Source organism: Streptomyces sp. NPDC008137, assembly GCF_042957035.1.
Taxonomy (GTDB): Bacteria; Actinomycetota; Actinomycetes; order Streptomycetales; family Streptomycetaceae; genus Streptomyces.
Genome location: NZ_JBIBHN010000020.1, coordinates 28,358 through 44,336 on the forward strand (window position 1 = coordinate 28,358; position 15,979 = coordinate 44,336).

16 protein-coding genes are annotated in these 15,979 nt (G+C 70.1%); 9 read left to right on the forward strand and 7 right to left on the reverse strand.

All coding sequences use genetic code 11. The features are described 5' to 3' along the window. Nucleotides 1–22: 22 nt before the first annotated feature. Nucleotides 23–298, reverse strand: a complete 276-nt coding sequence (locus ACFZBT_RS27110; RefSeq protein WP_391108701.1) for a GlsB/YeaQ/YmgE family stress response membrane protein — start codon at nt 296–298, stop codon at nt 23–25. Between the two features lie 200 nt (nt 299–498). Between ACFZBT_RS27110 and ACFZBT_RS27115 the strand changes: the two genes are divergently transcribed. Next, nucleotides 499–894 carry a DUF3099 domain-containing protein gene (locus ACFZBT_RS27115; RefSeq protein ID WP_391108394.1) on the forward strand — a complete coding sequence of 132 codons (396 nt, stop codon included), beginning with the start codon at nt 499–501 and terminating at the stop codon, nt 892–894. A 216-nt stretch (nt 895–1,110) separates the two neighbouring features. Beyond that, nucleotides 1,111–1,317 (forward strand): hypothetical protein, encoded by a 207-nt coding sequence (locus tag ACFZBT_RS27120; RefSeq protein WP_391108398.1) that lies wholly within the window; start codon nt 1,111–1,113, stop codon nt 1,315–1,317. A gap of 69 nt (nt 1,318–1,386) precedes the next feature. Here the strand turns inward: ACFZBT_RS27120 and moaA are convergent, their stop codons facing one another. The 3 genes from moaA to ACFZBT_RS27135 form a co-directional block, all read right to left on the reverse strand. Continuing rightward, nucleotides 1,387–2,376, reverse strand: a complete 990-nt coding sequence (moaA, locus tag ACFZBT_RS27125) for a GTP 3',8-cyclase MoaA (RefSeq protein WP_391108401.1) — start codon at nt 2,374–2,376, stop codon at nt 1,387–1,389. Between the two features lie 171 nt (nt 2,377–2,547). Continuing rightward, nucleotides 2,548–4,191: a cation acetate symporter gene (locus ACFZBT_RS27130; RefSeq protein WP_391108404.1), complete on the reverse strand. Its 1,644-nt coding sequence runs from the start codon at nt 4,189–4,191 to the stop codon at nt 2,548–2,550. After that, nucleotides 4,188–4,544 carry a DUF485 domain-containing protein gene (locus tag ACFZBT_RS27135; RefSeq protein ID WP_391108406.1) on the reverse strand — a complete coding sequence of 119 codons (357 nt, stop codon included), beginning with the start codon at nt 4,542–4,544 and terminating at the stop codon, nt 4,188–4,190. The genes ACFZBT_RS27130 and ACFZBT_RS27135 overlap by 4 nt, the downstream gene beginning before the upstream one ends. 255 nt (nt 4,545–4,799) lie before the next feature. Here ACFZBT_RS27135 and ACFZBT_RS27140 point away from each other — a divergent pair, with 255 nt between their 5' ends. The 4 genes from ACFZBT_RS27140 to ACFZBT_RS27155 all read left to right on the forward strand — a co-directional run bounded on the left by ACFZBT_RS27140 (nt 4,800) and on the right by ACFZBT_RS27155 (nt 9,641). Continuing rightward, nucleotides 4,800–6,347: a S8 family serine peptidase gene (locus tag ACFZBT_RS27140; RefSeq protein WP_391108409.1), complete on the forward strand. Its 1,548-nt coding sequence runs from the start codon at nt 4,800–4,802 to the stop codon at nt 6,345–6,347. A gap of 78 nt (nt 6,348–6,425) precedes the next feature. After that, nucleotides 6,426–7,946 (forward strand): S8 family serine peptidase, encoded by a 1,521-nt coding sequence (locus tag ACFZBT_RS27145; RefSeq protein WP_391108412.1) that lies wholly within the window; start codon nt 6,426–6,428, stop codon nt 7,944–7,946. Between the two features lie 77 nt (nt 7,947–8,023). Beyond that, nucleotides 8,024–8,554, forward strand: a complete 531-nt coding sequence (locus tag ACFZBT_RS27150; RefSeq protein ID WP_391108415.1) for a hypothetical protein — start codon at nt 8,024–8,026, stop codon at nt 8,552–8,554. 52 nt (nt 8,555–8,606) lie between these two features. After that, a complete protein-coding gene (locus ACFZBT_RS27155; RefSeq protein WP_391108418.1) occupies nt 8,607–9,641 on the forward strand; it encodes a CopD family protein in 1,035 nt (344 codons plus the stop codon). 3 nt (nt 9,642–9,644) lie between these two features. Here the strand turns inward: ACFZBT_RS27155 and ACFZBT_RS27160 are convergent, their stop codons facing one another. Continuing rightward, nucleotides 9,645–10,325, reverse strand: coding sequence for a lysoplasmalogenase family protein (locus ACFZBT_RS27160; protein ID WP_391108421.1), 681 nt, complete (start codon nt 10,323–10,325; stop codon nt 9,645–9,647). Then, complete coding sequence (locus ACFZBT_RS27165; protein ID WP_391108425.1) at nt 10,322–11,263, reverse strand: sterol desaturase family protein; 942 nt, start codon at nt 11,261–11,263, stop codon at nt 10,322–10,324. Before ACFZBT_RS27165 ends, ACFZBT_RS27160 begins: the two co-directional genes overlap by 4 nt. Nucleotides 11,264–11,520: 257 nt before the next feature. Here ACFZBT_RS27165 and ACFZBT_RS27170 point away from each other — a divergent pair, with 257 nt between their 5' ends. The 3 genes from ACFZBT_RS27170 to ACFZBT_RS27180 all read left to right on the forward strand — a co-directional run bounded on the left by ACFZBT_RS27170 (nt 11,521) and on the right by ACFZBT_RS27180 (nt 13,699). Further along, a complete protein-coding gene (locus ACFZBT_RS27170) occupies nt 11,521–12,510 on the forward strand; it encodes a DEDDh family exonuclease (RefSeq protein ID WP_391108428.1) in 990 nt (329 codons plus the stop codon). Between the two features lie 108 nt (nt 12,511–12,618). Further along, nucleotides 12,619–12,852: a hypothetical protein gene (locus tag ACFZBT_RS27175; protein WP_078615365.1), complete on the forward strand. Its 234-nt coding sequence runs from the start codon at nt 12,619–12,621 to the stop codon at nt 12,850–12,852. Nucleotides 12,853–12,901: 49 nt separating this feature from the next. After that, nucleotides 12,902–13,699 carry an SURF1 family cytochrome oxidase biogenesis protein gene (locus ACFZBT_RS27180; protein ID WP_391108431.1) on the forward strand — a complete coding sequence of 266 codons (798 nt, stop codon included), beginning with the start codon at nt 12,902–12,904 and terminating at the stop codon, nt 13,697–13,699. 122 nt (nt 13,700–13,821) lie between these two features. Here the strand turns inward: ACFZBT_RS27180 and ACFZBT_RS27185 are convergent, their stop codons facing one another. Then, the gene (locus ACFZBT_RS27185; protein ID WP_391108433.1) at nt 13,822–15,978 is read right to left on the reverse strand and encodes a carbon starvation CstA family protein; all 2,157 of its coding nucleotides are present in this window, start codon (nt 15,976–15,978) and stop codon (nt 13,822–13,824) included. Nucleotide 15,979 lies beyond the last annotated feature (1 nt).

Consider the following 15,979-nt stretch of genomic DNA (forward strand, 5'->3'; position numbering starts at 1 on the left):
GCCCCCTTCACCGTGTGCCCCGTCATGCCCTGGGTCTGTCTCCCCGGGCCGTCGTCCAGGCCTTGTCGCCGAGGCCGACGAGGATGATCGCCATCACCAGCTGGAAGACGTGCCGCCACCAGTCGATACCCGAGGTGGCGTCGACGCCGGCCGCCCGGGCGATGGCGTTGCCGGCGATGCCTCCGATCATGCCCAGGATGACGGTCAGCCACAGGGGCAAGTGCTGCTTGCCCGGAATGATCGCCTTGGCGATCAGGCCGAGCACCAGTCCCACGATGATCGCCCACAACCAGCCCATCGCTGCCTCCTCGTACGGCTCGACGTGAGCTCTACGGCCAGTGTCGGCCCAGGTGCCGTACGCCGCATGCCGGGGATGGCCGTACGCGTCACGGCGCACGCCCTTCGTCTCGGCCGGACGGGCCCCGGTCTCGTAGCGGGCGCGGCCGCGGCGTAACGTGGAAGCTGTCCTGGTCAAGTACGGGCGGATGGTGGAATGCGATGCGGAAGCAGCATGGCGGCGGAAACGTCCAGGTTTTCCGGATCACCGGCGCCCGGACGGGACTTCAGGAGGACGTACGCGGGCGGCAGCGCCGGTACGTGATCTCGATGACGGTCCGCACGATCTCCGTGATCCTCGCGGCCACGTTGTGGAACGTCGAACGGCACGTCGCCGTCGTGGCGTTGGTGCTCGGGCTGGTGCTGCCGTACATCGCGGTGGTGATCGCGAACGCCGGGCGCGAGAACGCGCCGTCTCTGCCGTCGACGTTCGTGGCGGCGCCGACGCGGCCGATGATCGCGCCGCCGGATGCGCGGGACGGTTCCGCGGAATCCGCCGCGGAAGATGGCGTGTCCGGGCACGCGCCGGGTGCGAAGACCGATTCGCGGGAGCAGTAGGGACGTCCGGGGGCGATCACAAACGGAAGTCATCTTCCCGCCAAGCTCAAGAAAAGCTCAGATCAATCATGTTGTTCAGGTGCCGGGCTCGGGGTTACCCGTGACATACTTCGTACGCGCTCCGCATCCCCCGTCGGAGCGACGGACCGACGCCGGGCAGCTCCCCCCGTGGCTGCTCGGCGTCGCCTTTTCTGTGTGCAGTGGTGAGACGAAGCAGTGAGTGACGAGACGCCGATCTGTTCCGCGAAGGGCTGCCGCGTCGATGCGGTGTGGGTGCTTGCGTGGAACAACCCGAAGATCCATACGCCGGAGCGGCGCAAGACGTGGGTTGCGTGTGAAGAGCATCGCGAGCATTTGTCGCAGTTCCTCGGGGTGCGAGGGTTCTTGAAGGACGTGGTGCGTTTCGAGGAGTGGGGCGGCTGAGTTCCCCTCTTCGTCTGCGGGCCGTTTGTGGCCGGTCGCCCAGTTCCCCGCGCCCCTCGGGGCGATGCACTAACCCCCGATAGCCGACATGGGACGGTCCGGCTGTACGAACGACGGGTCGTCCAGTCCTGCTCCCGCCTTCTTGCCCCACATCGCCAGGCGCCAGATGCGGGCGATCTCCTCGTCCGGGGCGTCGGAGCGGAGGGCGGCGCGGAGGTCGGTTTCCTCCTGGGCGAAGAGGCAGGTGCGTACCTGCCCGTCGGCGGTGAGGCGGGTGCGGTCGCAGGCCGCGCAGAAGGGGCGGGTGACGGAGGCGATGACGCCGACCACATGCGGCCCGCCGTCGACCAGCCAGCGCTCCGCCGGGGCCGAGCCGCGCTTCTCCTCGCCCTCGGGGGTCAGCTCGAAGCGGGTGCGCAGGGAGGTCAGGATGTCGCCTGCTGTGATCATGCCGTCGCGCTTCCAGCCGTGCTGGGCGTCCAGGGGCATCTGCTCGATGAAGCGCAGCTCGTAGTCGTGCTCCACGGCCCAGGCGAGGAGGTCCGGGGCCTCGTCGTCGTTGAGACCCGGCATCAGGACCGAGTTGACCTTGACCGGGGTCAGGCCTGCGTCGCGGGCGGCGTACAGGCCCTCGATGACGTCGTTGTGACGGTTGCGGCGGGTGAGGGTCTTGAAGACGTCCGGACGCAGTGTGTCGAGGGAGACGTTGACCCGGTCCAGGCCCGCCGTCTTCAGAGCGGCCGCCGTGCGCTTGAGGCCGATGCCGTTGGTGGTCAACGACATCTGGGGGCGCTTCTCCAGGGCCGCGACCCGCTCGACGATGCCGACCAGGCCGGGGCGCAGCAGGGGCTCGCCGCCGGTGAAGCGGACCTCCTCGATACCGAGGGAGGTGACCGCGATGTCGATCAGGCGGACGATCTCGTCGTCCGTGAGGAGGTCAGGCTTGGCCAGCCACTGCAGGCCCTCCTCGGGCATGCAGTAGGTGCAGCGCAGATTGCACCGGTCGGTCAGCGAGACCCTCAGGTCGGTGGCCACTCGGCCGTAGGTGTCGATGAGCACGTGGGCCCCCTCCCTCGACGCGGATCGTGCCCGGAGCACTTCCTCTCCGACACCTGCGAGCCTACGTGACCCCACCGACAACTCCACAGACCCGATCCCACGACGCGGAACGCGGCCGCGGCGCAGGAACCTGGAGGTTCCTACGAGGCGGCCGCGGGAAGGGGTTGGTGCTCAGTGGGCTCCGGTGCCGGTCAGGGACCGGACCTCCAGCTCCGCGTACTTCTTGGCGTCGGGCTCCTCCTTGGACAGGACCGTGCCGAGCCAGCCCATGAGGAAGCCGAAGGGGATGGAGATGATGCCCGGGTTCTTCAGCGGGAACCAGGCGAAGTCCACCTCGGGGAACATCGCCTTGGGGTCGCCGGAGACGACGGGCGAGAACAGCACCAGGCCGACGGCGACGATCAGACCGCCGTAGATCGACCACAGGGCGCCCTGGGTGGTGAAGCGCTTCCAGAACAGGCTGTAGAGGATCGTGGGGAGGTTGGCGGAGGCGGCGACCGCGAAGGCGAGGGCGACCAGGCCGGCCACGTTCAGGTCGCGCGCGAGGGCGCCGAGGCCGATGGAGACGACGCCGATGAAGACGGTCGCCCAGCGGGCCGCGCGGACCTCCTCGGCGCCGGACGCCTTCCCCTTGCGGATGACGTTGGCGTAGATGTCATGCGCGAAGGACGACGACGAGGCGAGGGTGAGGCCGGCGACGACGGCGAGGATCGTCGCGAAGGCGACCGCCGAGATCGTGGCGAGCAGGATCGCGCCCCAGGTCGAGTCGACACCGCCGAGATGCAGGGCGAGCAGAGGTGCCGCCGTGTTGCCGGACGGGTTGGAGGCGATGATCTCGTCCTGGGAGATCAGCGCGGCGGCGCCGAAGCCGAGGGCGATGGTCATCAGGTAGAAGCCGCCGATGATGCCGATCGCCCAGTTCACCGACTTACGGGCGGCCTTGGCGTCGGGCACCGTGTAGAAGCGGATCAGGATGTGCGGCAGACCGGCCGTGCCGAGCACCAGGGCGATGCCCAGGGAGACGAAGTCCAGCTTGGAGGTACCGGTCATGCCGTACTGGAGGCCGGGCTCCAGGAAGGCGGCGCCCTTGCCGCTGTTCTCGGCGGCCGTGCCGAGCAGGTCGGAGATGTTGAAGTTGAACTTCAGCAGCACCAGGAAGGTGATCAGGATGGTGCCGCCGATGAGCAGCACGGCCTTCACCATCTGGACCCAGGTGGTGCCCTTCATACCGCCGATGGAGACGTACACGATCATCAGGATGCCGACGAGGGCGACGATGAGGATCTTGCCGGCGTCGGAGGTGATGCCGAGCAGCAGCGAGACGAGGACGCCGGCGCCTGCCATCTGGGCCAACAGGTAGAAGATCGACACGACGATCGTGGACGTACCGGCGGCGGTGCGGACCGGGCGCTGGCGCATGCGGTACGCGAGCACGTCGCCCATGGTGTAGCGGCCGGAGTTGCGCAGCGGCTCCGCCACCAGGAGGAGGGCGACGAGCCAGGCGACCAGGAAGCCGATGGAGTACAGGAAGCCGTCGTAGCCGAAGAGGGCGATCGCGCCCGCGATGCCGAGGAAGGACGCGGCCGACATGTAGTCGCCGGAGACCGCGAGTCCGTTCTGGAAGGCGCTGAACTGGCGGCCGCCCGCGTAGAAGTCGGCGGCGTCCTTGGTCTGGCGGCCGGCCCAGATGGTGATGCCGAGTGTGGCCAGGACAAACAGCGCGAAAAGGGTGATGATCAGCGGCCGGTGCTCGCTGGCCTCGTTCGCCGCGAGGAAGTTCTGCTGGGCGAGCAGGGTCTGCTGTGCGGTGCTCATGCGCCGCCCTCCATCCGGGACTTGATGGCCTCGGCCTTGGGGTCGAGCTTCGCGGCGGCGTGCCGCGAGTACCACCAGGCGATGAGGAACGTGGTGACGAACTGGGCGACGCCGAGGACGAAGGCGACGTTGATGTTGCCGAACAGCTTGGTGCCCATGAGGCCGCCCGCGTAGTTCGACAGCAGCACGTACAGCAGGTACCAGGCGATGAAGGCGACGGTCAGCGGAAAGGCGAAGGAGCGGTAGGAGCGGCGCAGTTCACCGAACTCCGCGCTCTCCTGCACCTCGGCGAACTCCTCGGGTGAGGGGAGTTTGTGTTGCTCTTTCGAGGGGGGCGGTGCATCGGTGGACACGGAGAGTCTCCTCGTGACGACGGAAGCGGTTTTCAGCGGGGACGGAGGCGAGTGTCCTCGCGCTCCCTGCTCAACGTCACGGCGGCACGCGAGAACCGGTTCAACCGCCCGGCGTTCTTTCCGAAGTCGTTTCGGGAAACCGTTGCTGGCCAGCGAGAGCGCGGGATAACTTCGCCCTGAACCACCCGTCATGTACCTGCCCGAGCACCACCTGTGCCTCGGGCCGGTTTCGTTTCCGGATGATGTGGAGACCCCATGTCCCAGCTGCGTTCCAGACGCCGGCTCGCCCTCGCCGTGCCCGTCGTGCTGTCCCTGACGGCCTCGTTGGGCTTTCTGCCGGCTGCCGCGTCGGCCGCCCCGCACGCGGAGGCCGCCCCGCGCGCGGAGTCGTCCGCGCCCTCGGCGGACGCGCCGAAGCTGGCGTACGTCGTCAACACCAAGGTGGACCGTCGCACGATCGCCTCGGTGAAGAAGGCGATCGGCGCGGCCGGCGGCTCGGTCGTGACCACCTACGAGCGGATCGGCGTGATCGTCGTCCACTCCACGAACCCCGACTTCGCCAAGACCGTGCGCAAGGCGCGCGGTGTCCAGTCGGCGGGCGCGACGCGGACGACGCCGCTGACCGCGGCGGGGACGAACGAGGAGGGCGCGGCGCAGTATCTGACCGACGCCCAGGCCGCGCGGGTCGAGGCCGCCTCGGCGAAGGCGCCCGACAGCGAGCCCCTCGAAGCGGACCAGTGGGATCTGCGCGCGATCGGCGCCGACAAGGCCGCGAAGATCAACCCGGGCAGCCGCAAGGTGACCGTCGCCGTGATCGACACCGGCGTCGACGACACGCACCCCGACATCGCCCCGAACTTCTCCGCGTCGCAGTCCGCCAACTGCGCCGGCGGCAAGCCCGACACCAGCGAGGGCGCCTGGCGGCCGTACACCCCCGAGGACTACCACGGCACGCATGTCGCGGGTGAGATAGCCGCCGCCCGCAACGGCATAGGCGTGGCGGGTGTCGCCCCCGGTGTGAAGGTCTCCAGCATCAATGTCACCGACCGGGCCAACGGCCTCTTCTACCCGGAGAGCGTCGTGTGCGCCTTCGTGTTCGCCGCCGACCACGGCGTCGAGATCACGAACAACAGCTATTACGTCGACCCGTGGCTGTACAACTGCATGGACGATCCGGACCAGCGGGCCATCGTCGACGCGGTCAACAGGGCGCAGCTGTACGCCCAGAAGAAGGGCACGCTCCACGTCGCCTCGGCGGGCAACTCCAACCACGACCTGGACTCGGACGCCATCGTCGACGACTCCAGCCCGGACGACTCCACCCCCGTGGAGCGCACGATCGACCCGCACGAGTGCTTCGACGTCCCGACCCAGCTTCCGGGTGTCGTCACGGTGAGCGCGACGGGCGTCAACCATCTCAAGTCGTACTACTCGACGTACGGCAAGGGCGTCGTCGACGTCGCTGCGCCGGGCGGTGACGGGCGCTACCAGACCCCTGACACGCCCTCGAAGAACGGCCGCATCCTGTCCACGATGCCGGGCGGCACCTGGGGCTTCCTCCAGGGCACCTCGATGGCCGCTCCGCACGCCTCCGGTGTCGCCGCGCTGCTGAAGTCCGAGCACCCCAAGGCGTCCGCGGCCCAGCTCCAGGCGCTGCTGAAGGCGCAGGCCGACCGGACCGCCTGCCCCGAGTCCTACGACCAGGACGGCGACGGCACGCAGGATGCCACCTGCGAGGGCGGCAAGCGCCTCAACGGCTTCTACGGACACGGCATCGTCAACGCGCTGCGCGCGGTCAAGTGACCTGTGCATCCTGAGACTTCACGCACCGTCAGCACCGTCAGCACCGTCAGCACGTATCGCGAACCTACTGGAGACACCATGACAGCGCCGTACGCGCGCTACCGCCGCGCCGTCGCGATCCCGGCCGGGATGGCCATGGCCACGGCCCTCGCGTTCCTGCCGAACACGGCGGCCACGGCCGCCGAGGACGCCACCCCGGCGGTGTCGGCCGACGCGGCCCCGCTCAGCTACGTGGTCAACGTCAAGCCGGGGCACGGCACTTCGGCGTATGTGAAGAAGGCCGTCGGCAAGGCGGGCGGCACGATCGTGACGTCGTACGACCAGATAGGCGTCATCGTCGTCCACTCCTCGAACCCCGACTTCGCCAAGACCGTCCGCAAGGTGCGCGGCGTGCAGTCGGCCGGTGCCACCCGGACCAAGCCGCTGCCCACGGCGACGACGGGTGACCTCGGCACGCCGAAGGCGCTGAGCGCGGCCGAGGTCGCCGAGGCCGAGGCCCCCGCCGGGCAGGACCCGCTGCAGCCCCAGCAGTGGGACCTGCCGGCCATCAAGGCGGACAAGGCGCACGAGAAGTCGCTGGGCAGCAAGAAGGTCACGGTCGCCGTGATCGACACCGGCGTCGACGACACGCACCCCGACATCGCACCCAACTTCGACCGCAAGGCGTCGGTCAACTGTGTGTCGGGCAAGCCGGACACCGCGGACGGGGCCTGGCGGCCCGGCGCCTCGGAGAGCCCGCACGGCACCCATGTGGCGGGTGAGATCGCGGCCGCCAAGAACGGCGTCGGCATGACGGGTGTCGCGCCCGGGGTGAAGGTCTCCGGCATCAAGGTGTCCAACCCGGACGGCTTCTTCTACACGGAGGCCGTGGTGTGCGGCTTCGTGTGGGCGGCCGAGCACGGGGTGGACGTCACCAACAACAGCTATTACACCGACCCCTGGTACTTCAACTGCGGCGACGACCCGGACCAGAAGGCGCTTCTGGACGCGGTCGGCCGGGCCTCCCGGTACGCGGAGAAGAAGGGCGCGGTCAACGTCGCGGCGGCGGGCAACGAGAACTACGACCTCTCGGCCGACGAGATCACCGACCCGTCGTCCCCGAACGACACCACGCCGGGCGACCGGACCGTCGATCCCTCGGAGTGCCTCGACATCCCGACCCAGCTGCCGGGTGTCGTCACGGTCGCCTCGACGGGCGCGAAGGGCATCAAGTCGTCCTTCTCCAACTACGGGCTGGGCGTCGCCGACATCGCCGCCCCGGGCGGCGACTCGACCGCCTACCAGAAGCCGGAGGCGCCGGCCACGAGCGGGCTGATCCTGGGCACGCTGCCGGGCGGCAAGTGGGGCTACATGGCCGGTACGTCGATGGCGTCCCCGCATGTCGCGGGCGTCGCCGCGCTCATCAAGTCGACGCACCCCTACGCCTCCCCTGCCCTGGTGAAGGCCCTGCTCTACGCGGAGGCCGACGCCACGCCGTGCACGGACCCGTACGACATCGACGCCGACGGCAAGATCGACGCGGTGTGCGAGGGCTCCAAGAACCGCAACGGCTTCTACGGCTGGGGCATCGCGGACGCGCTGGACGCGGTGACCAGGTAGAGCTCGTGTGAAGACGGTCCGGGCCGGGCGGGGGCACCCGCCCGGCCCGCTGCGTCCCTGCGGCAGGATTTCTTGTCATGGACGTGTACGAAGACCCCGTGACCTGGACCGCCGAACCGGTGCGGCCTCGGTGGCAGTTGGCTCTGCGGTTCGCGGGGAGCGTGGTGTGGTTTCCGGTGGTGTGTGTGCTGTGGGTGGCGGTGGCGGCGGTGCTCCTCGTCGTCGGGATGTTCGCCGAGGTGATCACGGCCTTCAGCAGCACCCTCGAACGCCGCTTCATCGAAGCCGCGGGCGGGACGGTTCTGCGCGTCGGACGCCTGGCCTCTTGGTGTGTGTCCTGGCCGGAGCTGCGCCATGAGGGTGACGCCGACTACTACAAGGCGCGCGTGGACAAGGCGGTAGCGAAGTGGACCGCCCGGGCCTCGGCCCCGGTCGAGCCGCGCAAGCCGCGACCGCCCGTGGAGTGTGCGATACCCATGCGGAAATACCGCGGTGTCGGCGGCTGGTACGTCGCCGAGGTCGCGCTCGCCCAGGGGTGGGAGCTGCGGCCCACGGACGTGGGCAAGGAGGTGCGGCTGTGGTGGTCGGCCGCGTCCCGGGCCGACTGAGTTCGCTCCCCTGGACTTGCCCGACCATGTGAAGGTTGGTGAAGATCTTGGGGTGACCTTGACAAGACCCACGCCAGGAGTGTCCGACAGCGGCGGGCCCGTACGGCGCACCGGTGCGGGCCGGGCCGTCGTCGTCCTGGTCCTGGTGGCCCTGGGCGCGCTGATCCCGCTGCTCGGTCCATCCACCGCGCTGTACGGCACCGGGGAGGCCGGCGCGCCCGGAGCAGGCGGCGTCGCCCTGCTGCGCACGGTGCTGTTCGCGGCGCTGTGCGTACCGGTCGGCGAGCTGTTCGTGAACCGGCTGGCGCGTTCCGTGCCGGGCCCTGAGACGGCTCCCGGACACGCCCCGGCCGTGCCCCGCGGTTGGTCACCCTTCGCGGCCGTCGCCGGTTTCGTCGCCGCTCTCGCGCTCGCCTCGGTCGTGGCCACGGGCAACCGTGTCCCGGGCGGTCTGTCGGACCTGGACATCGGCGGGCTCTACACGTCCCGGGACGGCACGCTCGCCCTGCTCGAGGTCAACGCGTTCCTCGTGGCGGGTCTGTGTGCCGTGTCGAGTCGGCCCGCCAGGCAGCTGTGGCCGCTGGCCGCCGTGGTCGTCGCGGAGGCGCTGCGCGCGCACCCCCCGACCGAGCAGAGTCCGCTGACCGGCTCCGGGCTGACGCTCGTGCACCTGACCTGCGCGGCGCTGTGGGCGGGCGGGCTGCTGCACGCGCTGCGGACCCTGCGCCTGTGGCACGGCCGCACCGACGAGGGGGCGGGCGCGGCCCTGCTGGGCCTCTACGCGCGCGTGGCGGCCGTGCTGCTCGCCGCCATCACCGCGACGGGGGTGTGGAGTTCGCTGCGAAGGATGCCGCCGGGGACGATCCTGGAGCAGCTGACCGCCACGGCGTACGGGCGGGCCCTGCTCGCCAAGGTGCTGCTCGTGGCCGCCGTCGCCGGCCTCGCCCTGTGGGCCCGGAGCCGGCTGCGCCGGGCGGCCGATCCGCTGAGCGCCTGTGCGCCCGCGCGGGCGGAGGTCGTCGCGCTGGGCCTGGTGGTCGCGGTGTCCGGACTGCTGACGGCCCTTCCGGTGCCCATCCGCTGGTGAGCCTCAGACAGCCCGCATCTCGCCGTATGTCGCGGCCGGTGCCCTGCGCGCGTTGAGCGCCCCCAGCGTGCCGCCGGCCAGCAGGGCCTGCGCGGCGATGTACGTGAGCATGATCCAGAAGTCCGGCCTGGGCAGCTGTGGCCAGTCGGCGACGCCGGTCGCGATGAGCGTGTCGGAGAGCAGGAACAGCGCGCCGCCGAGTCCGGCGTAGAGGCCGAGCCGGGTGCCGGACGCGTACGCCATGGCCGTGAGCAGGAGGCTGTATCCGGCGACGGGCACACGCAGGTCCGCGGGCAGGTCCGGCCACAGCAGCGCGACGGTCGTGACGAGGGCGGTGCCGTAGCCGAGGGCGATCAGTCCCGCACGCGCGCGTGGGACCGTGTTCCGGCTGCCGTACGTCCTGAAGAGGACGAGGTAGCAGACATGACCCGCGGCGAAGGAACCCATGCCGGCGAGGAAGGCCGGCTCGGCCTCGGACAGCAGCAGGACGTCACCGCCCCAGCCGAACAGCAGGGCTGCCGGGAGCAGCCGGGGCGCCTGGCGCAGGGCGGCCCACAGGGCCAGGAGCGGCATCAGCAGGGGCTTGGCCACGGTGTGCCCGGTGTCGAAGCCGGCCGCGAGGGAGACGAGGTCGACGGCGGCGGCGAGCCCGAAGGCGGCGAGGAGGAGGCGGGAAGGGGTCACGCCGACGTGCTCTCACCGGCGGGGGCGGTCGGGGCCGCGGCGAGGTCTGCGGGCGTAGCCGTAGCCGTAGCAAGGGTCGCCGTCGGTGCGGGAGCGGGTGCGGATGCGGGTGCGGGCCCCCAGCCCGGGCCCCGGAACACGCGTCCCGCGCGCTCCCGCCAGCTCCGCGCCGCCTTCAAGTCCTTCGCGATGGACACGTATTCGTGCGTCGCGACCTTCAGCAGGTTGTACGTGTCGATGTTCTTGGTCAGTCCGTACACGGGCCGCTCGGTCTCGGCGGCGAACGATCCGAACAGCCGGTCCCAGACGATGAGGATGCCGCCGAAGTTGCGGTCGAGGTAGCCGCCCTGGGAAGCGTGGTGGACGCGGTGGTGCGAGGGGGTGTTGAAGACGAACTCGAACCAGCGGGGCATCTTGTCGATGCGCTCGGTGTGGATCCAGAACTGGTAGACGAGGTTCGCGGAGGAGCAGAACGCGAGCGCGGCGGGGTGCACGCCGGCGGCTATGAGGGGGACGTAGAAGGGCCACACCGTCAAGGACGTCCAGGGCTGGCGCAACGCGGTGGTGAAGTTGAACTTCCGACTGGAGTGGTGGACGACGTGACAGGCCCACAGGACGCGGACGACGTGGTGGCCGCGGTGGGACCAGTAGTAGAAGAAGTCCTGCCCGAGCAGCATCAGCGGGACGGTCCACCACAGAACGGGCACACGCAGGGGCGTGAGTTCGTAGAGGGCCGTGTAGAGGGCGACGATCGGGATCTTCCAGAGGAAGTCGAAGACGAGACTGCCGAGGCCCATGCCGACGCTCGTGGCGGCGTCCTTCGCCTCGTAGCCCTCCGCGTCCTCGTCGGGATGGAGACGGTAGCTCACCATCTCGACCACGGTGAGCAGCACAAAGGCGGGGATCGACCACAGCACGACATCGGGCAGGTTCGGCATGCAAGCACCGTAGGACCGCCGTCCTGCCCCGACTAGACGTTGTTACCCACAAGTATTACCGACGGTACGCGCTTGCTTCTTGGTGATCTCCGCCAATCGGAGTGCAATCGGAGTGCAATCGGTGTGACTGAGCGTCGGACAGACGTACGCCTCGCGAACGGACAGACCGGACAACCTGCCTGAGGGAGCATCGGAAGAGCGGAGCGAACGCCCCTGGCGGGCCATGGTGTCAGTCGTGGCCCGTATCCTCAGGGACCATGCTCGATGACCTGACGACCGCAGTGCCCTCTCCCACGTCATGGCCGGCCGCGTATCCCCAGGGGTACGCGGTCGTTGACGTGGAGACCACAGGTCTGGCCCGGGACGATCGCATCATCTCCGCGGCCGTCTACCGGCTCGACGCGCGCGGCGAGGTCGAGGACCACTGGTACTCGACGGTCAACCCGGAGCGTGACCCCGGCCCCGTGTGGATCCACGGGCTGACGAGCGAGGCACTCGAGGGCGCCCCCCTCTTCCAGGACATCGCCGAGGAGTTCACGACCCGGCTCGAGGGGCGGGTGCTCGTCGCGCACAACGCCGTCTTCGACTGGCAGATGATCGCCCGGGAGTACGCGCGCGCGAAGCGTGAGGCTCCGGTGCGTCAGCGGCTGTGCACCATCGCGCTCTCCAAGGAGCTCGGGCTCCCGCTGCCCAACCACAAGCTGGAGTCCCTCGCCGCGCACTTCGGCGTCGTCCAGCAGCGGGCGCACCACGCGCTGGACGACGCGCGCGTGCTGGCCGAGGCGTTCCGGCCCAGCCTCAGGGCCGCGGCGGCGAACGGCGTACGGCTGCCGCTGCTGGAGTGCCGGCCGCTGACCGAGTGGTCGGACCGCGCCGCGCCCCGCATCGGACAGCAGGCGGGTTACGGCGGTTACCGGCCGACCAGTTGGCGTCCGGCCCGGAAGCGGCCCGCCTGTCCCTACCCCAACCCGGGGCGCTACGAGGCGGGCGGGCGGCTCAAGCAGGGCATGCGGGTCGCCTTCTCGGGTGACACCTCGGTGGAGCGCGATCTGCTGGAGGACCGCGCGACCGAGGCCGGGCTGCATGTGGCCACCAGCCTGTCCAGGCTGACCAGCCTGCTCGTCACGAACGACCCGGACTCGGGCACGTCCAAGGTGGTCAAGGCGCGGCAGTTCGGCACGCCGGTCGTGGACGAGGCGGCCTTCGGGCAGCTCCTCGCGGATGTGGAGCCGGCGCCGGAGGCGTGACCGTATGCGGATCGGTTTCCGGAGGGCGACCGTACGGACGGGTGATTGGGAGGCGACTCGCCCGGCACCCGCTCGCCCGGGCCGGGATGACGGCTCACCCTGTGGCGCATGGCGACCTGTGAGGTATGTGGCAATCAGTACGGAATGACCTTCGAGGTGCACGCGCAGGGCGCGGTGCACGTCTTCGACTGCTTCTCCTGCGCGATCCACCGCATGGCACCCATCTGCGAGCACTGCCGGGTGCAGATCATCGGCCAGGGCGTGGAGGTCGAGGGCCACTGGTACTGCGGGGCGCACTGCGCACGCGCGGAGGGAAAGGCGGGAATTGTCGACAAGGTGTGAAACCGTACCCGCCTGATGGCACCCCACGACCGAGTTGTACGGTCGTGGGGTGTACCGCTTCCTGATGTCTCGGCAGTGGGTGATCCTCACGCTGATCGCCCTGCTTCTCATCCCCACGATGATCAGGCTGGGCATCTGGCAGATGCATCGCTACGAGGAGCGCACCGCCCGGAACCAGCTGGTCTCGGACGCGCTGGCGGCCGACCCGGTGCCCGTGGAGAAGCTGACCGGACCCGGGCACACCGTCACCAGCGCCGAGCGGTACCGCACGGTGACCGCGAAGGGTCACTTCGACACGGAGGACGAGGTCGTCGTCCGCCGCCGTACCAACTCCGACGACGAGGTCGGCTACCACGTCCTCACCCCGTTCGTCCTCGACGACGGCAAGGTCCTGCTGGTCAACCGGGGCTGGATCCCCTCCGACGGCCCGAGCCAGACCACCTTCCCGAAGGTTCCCGCACCGCCGGGCGGCGAGGTCACCGTCAAGGGGCGGCTGATGCCCGACGAGACGACCGCGGCGAGCGGCATCAAGAACCTCGACGGACTGCCGGACCGGCAGATCATGCTGATCAACAGCGAGCAGGAGGCACGGCGCCTGGACGCCCGGGTGCTCGGCGGCTACATCGCCCAGACGGCCCCCGAGCCCAAGGGCGACACCCCCGAGCTCCTCGGCAACCCGGGCAAGGAGGACGCCGCGCTGAACTACGCCTATGCCATCCAGTGGTGGCTGTTCGCCGCGGCCGTCCCGGTCGGCTGGGTGGTCCTGGCCCGCCGCGAGGCCCGCGACCGGGCGCAGGCGGCGGCCCAGGACACCGACACGGCGGAGGCGGAGCCGGCGACCGTGTGACCTCCGGCGGCCTCAAGGGCAGGCCGGTCAGCAGCACCTCCCCCGCGGCCCCGACCCCCGGTCCAGCGTGCGCAGCAGCTCGCGGACGTACCAGGCCACGGCCCGTGCGCAGCGCACGGCCCTCATGAGCGGGTCCCCGCCAGGGGCTCGGCCGGCTGCTCCCCGGGCACCTCGATGCGGGACTCGACGTACGGCGCCTCGGTGGTCGGCAAGGGACCCGGGGCCCGGATCGCCCGTACGCACACCACCGCCGCGTTCACCAGCACCACGGCGACCAGCAGCAGGAACAGGGCGATCAGTACGCCGTCGACCGTGGAGTTGGTGACGACGGTCCGCATGTCGGCCGGGCTCTTGGCGGGCGGCAGGATCTGGCCGGCGTCGAGGGCGTCGGCGTAGCGGGCGCGCTGGGCGAAGAAGCCCACCTTCGGATCGTTGGAGAAGATCTTCTGCCAGCCGGCGGTGAAGGTGATGGCGACGACCCAGGCCAGTGGGACGCCGGTGACCCAGGCCCAGCGCGCTTTCCCGGACTTGACCAGGACCGTGGTGCAGACGGCGAGGGCGATCGCGGCGAGGAGCTGGTTCGCGATGCCGAAGAGCGGGAAGAGCTGGTTGATTCCGCCGAGCGGGTCGGTGGCTCCGGTGTAGAGGAAGTAGCCCCAGGCCGCGACGACCAGGGCGCTGCACAGCCAGATGCCCGGCTTCCAGTTGACCCGGCCGGCCGGCTTCCAGACGTTGCCGAGCATGTCCTGGAGCATGAAACGGCCGACCCGGGTGCCCGCGTCCACGGTCGTCAGGATGAACAGCGCCTCGAACATGATGGCGAAGTGGTACCAGAAGGCCTTCATCGCGGTGCCGCCGATGACCCCGGAGAAGATCTCCGACATGCCTACGGCCAGCGTCGGGGCGCCGCCGGAGCGGGCGATCAGCGTCTGTTCCTCCACGGCCTTCGCGGCTTGGGTCAGCTGGTCGGGGGTGATCGTGAAGCCGAGTCCGGCGACCGCGTGGGACGCCGACTCCGCCGTCGTGCCGAGGAGGGCGGCAGGGGCGTTCATGGCGTAGTACAGGCCCGGCTCCAGGGTCGCCGCCGCGATCAGCGCCATGATCGCGACGAACGACTCCATCAGCATGGCGCCGTAGCCGATCATCCGGACCTGGGACTCCTTCTGGATCAGCTTCGGCGTGGTGCCGGAGGCGACCAGGGCGTGGAAGCCGGAGAGCGCGCCGCAGGCGATGGTGATGAAGAGGAAGGGGAAGAGCGAGCCCGCGAAGACGGGCCCCGCGCCCGTCGAGGCGAAGTCGGTCACCGCGTCCGCGCGCATGACCGGGGCGGCGACCACCACGCCCACCGCGAGCAGCGCGATCGTGCCGATCTTCATGAAGGTGGAGAGGTAGTCGCGCGGCGCGAGCAGCATCCACACCGGCAGCACGGAGGCGACGAAGCCGTAGCCGACCAGGCAGAAGACGAGGGTCGTGGGGCTCAGGGTGAAGGCGGAGGCCAGCGAGGACTGCTGGATCCAGCTGCCGCCGACGATGGCGAGCAGGAGGAGCACGACTCCGATCAGGCTGGTCTCGACGACCCGGCCCGGGCGCAGGACGTGCAGCCAGAAGCCCATGAACAGGGCGATGGGGATGGTCATCGCGACGGAGAAGGTGCCCCACGGGGAGTGGGCGAGGGCGTTGACGACGACCAGGGCCAGCACACCCAGCAGGATGATCATGATGGCGAAGACGGCGATCAGGGCGGCGGCCCCGCCCCAGCGGCCGATCTCGTCCCGGGCCAGCTGCCCGAGCGACTTGCCGTCGCGTCGCATGGACAGGAACAGCACGACCATGTCCTGCACCGCGCCCGCGAAGATCACACCGGCGACGATCCACAGCGTCCCGGGCAGATAGCCCATCTGCGCCGCGAGGACCGGCCCCACCAGCGGCCCGGCGCCGGCGATCGCCGCGAAGTGGTGCCCGAGCAGCACCCGGCGGTCGGTGGGGTGGAAGTCGACGCCGTCCTCGAGGCGCTCGGCGGGGGTGGCCCGGCGGTCGTCGGGCTTGAGGACCCGCCGGGCGACGAAGCGGGAGTAGAAGCGGTAGGCGATGGCGTACGAGCCGAGCGCCGCGACGACCAGCCAGACCGCCGAGATCTCCTCGCCCCGGGCGAGGGCGAGGACGCCCCAGGCGATCGCACCGAGCAGGGAGACGGCGGTCCAGAGCAGAAGGGACCGAGGCGATATTCGTCGCTTTTCGGGCGCTGACCGGCTGGATTCGGGCAGGGCTGATACGGGCATG

What these genes read in the sequence shown, in the direction of transcription:
- ACFZBT_RS27110 (WP_391108701.1), bottom strand. Translation starts at nt 298, where the DNA reads ATGGGCTGGTTGTGGGCGATCATCGTGGGACTGGTGCTCGGCCTGATC.
- ACFZBT_RS27115 (WP_391108394.1), top strand. Translation starts at nt 499, where the DNA reads ATGCGGAAGCAGCATGGCGGCGGAAACGTCCAGGTTTTCCGGATCACC.
- ACFZBT_RS27130 (WP_391108404.1), bottom strand. Translation starts at nt 4,191, where the DNA reads ATGAGCACCGCACAGCAGACCCTGCTCGCCCAGCAGAACTTCCTCGCG.
- ACFZBT_RS27140 (WP_391108409.1), top strand. Translation starts at nt 4,800, where the DNA reads ATGTCCCAGCTGCGTTCCAGACGCCGGCTCGCCCTCGCCGTGCCCGTC.
- ACFZBT_RS27145 (WP_391108412.1), top strand. Translation starts at nt 6,426, where the DNA reads ATGACAGCGCCGTACGCGCGCTACCGCCGCGCCGTCGCGATCCCGGCC.
- ACFZBT_RS27150 (WP_391108415.1), top strand. Translation starts at nt 8,024, where the DNA reads ATGGACGTGTACGAAGACCCCGTGACCTGGACCGCCGAACCGGTGCGG.
- ACFZBT_RS27165 (WP_391108425.1), bottom strand. Translation starts at nt 11,263, where the DNA reads ATGCCGAACCTGCCCGATGTCGTGCTGTGGTCGATCCCCGCCTTTGTG.
- ACFZBT_RS27170 (WP_391108428.1), top strand. Translation starts at nt 11,521, where the DNA reads ATGCTCGATGACCTGACGACCGCAGTGCCCTCTCCCACGTCATGGCCG.
- ACFZBT_RS27175 (WP_078615365.1), top strand. Translation starts at nt 12,619, where the DNA reads ATGGCGACCTGTGAGGTATGTGGCAATCAGTACGGAATGACCTTCGAG.
- ACFZBT_RS27185 (WP_391108433.1), bottom strand. Translation starts at nt 15,978, where the DNA reads ATGCCCGTATCAGCCCTGCCCGAATCCAGCCGGTCAGCGCCCGAAAAG.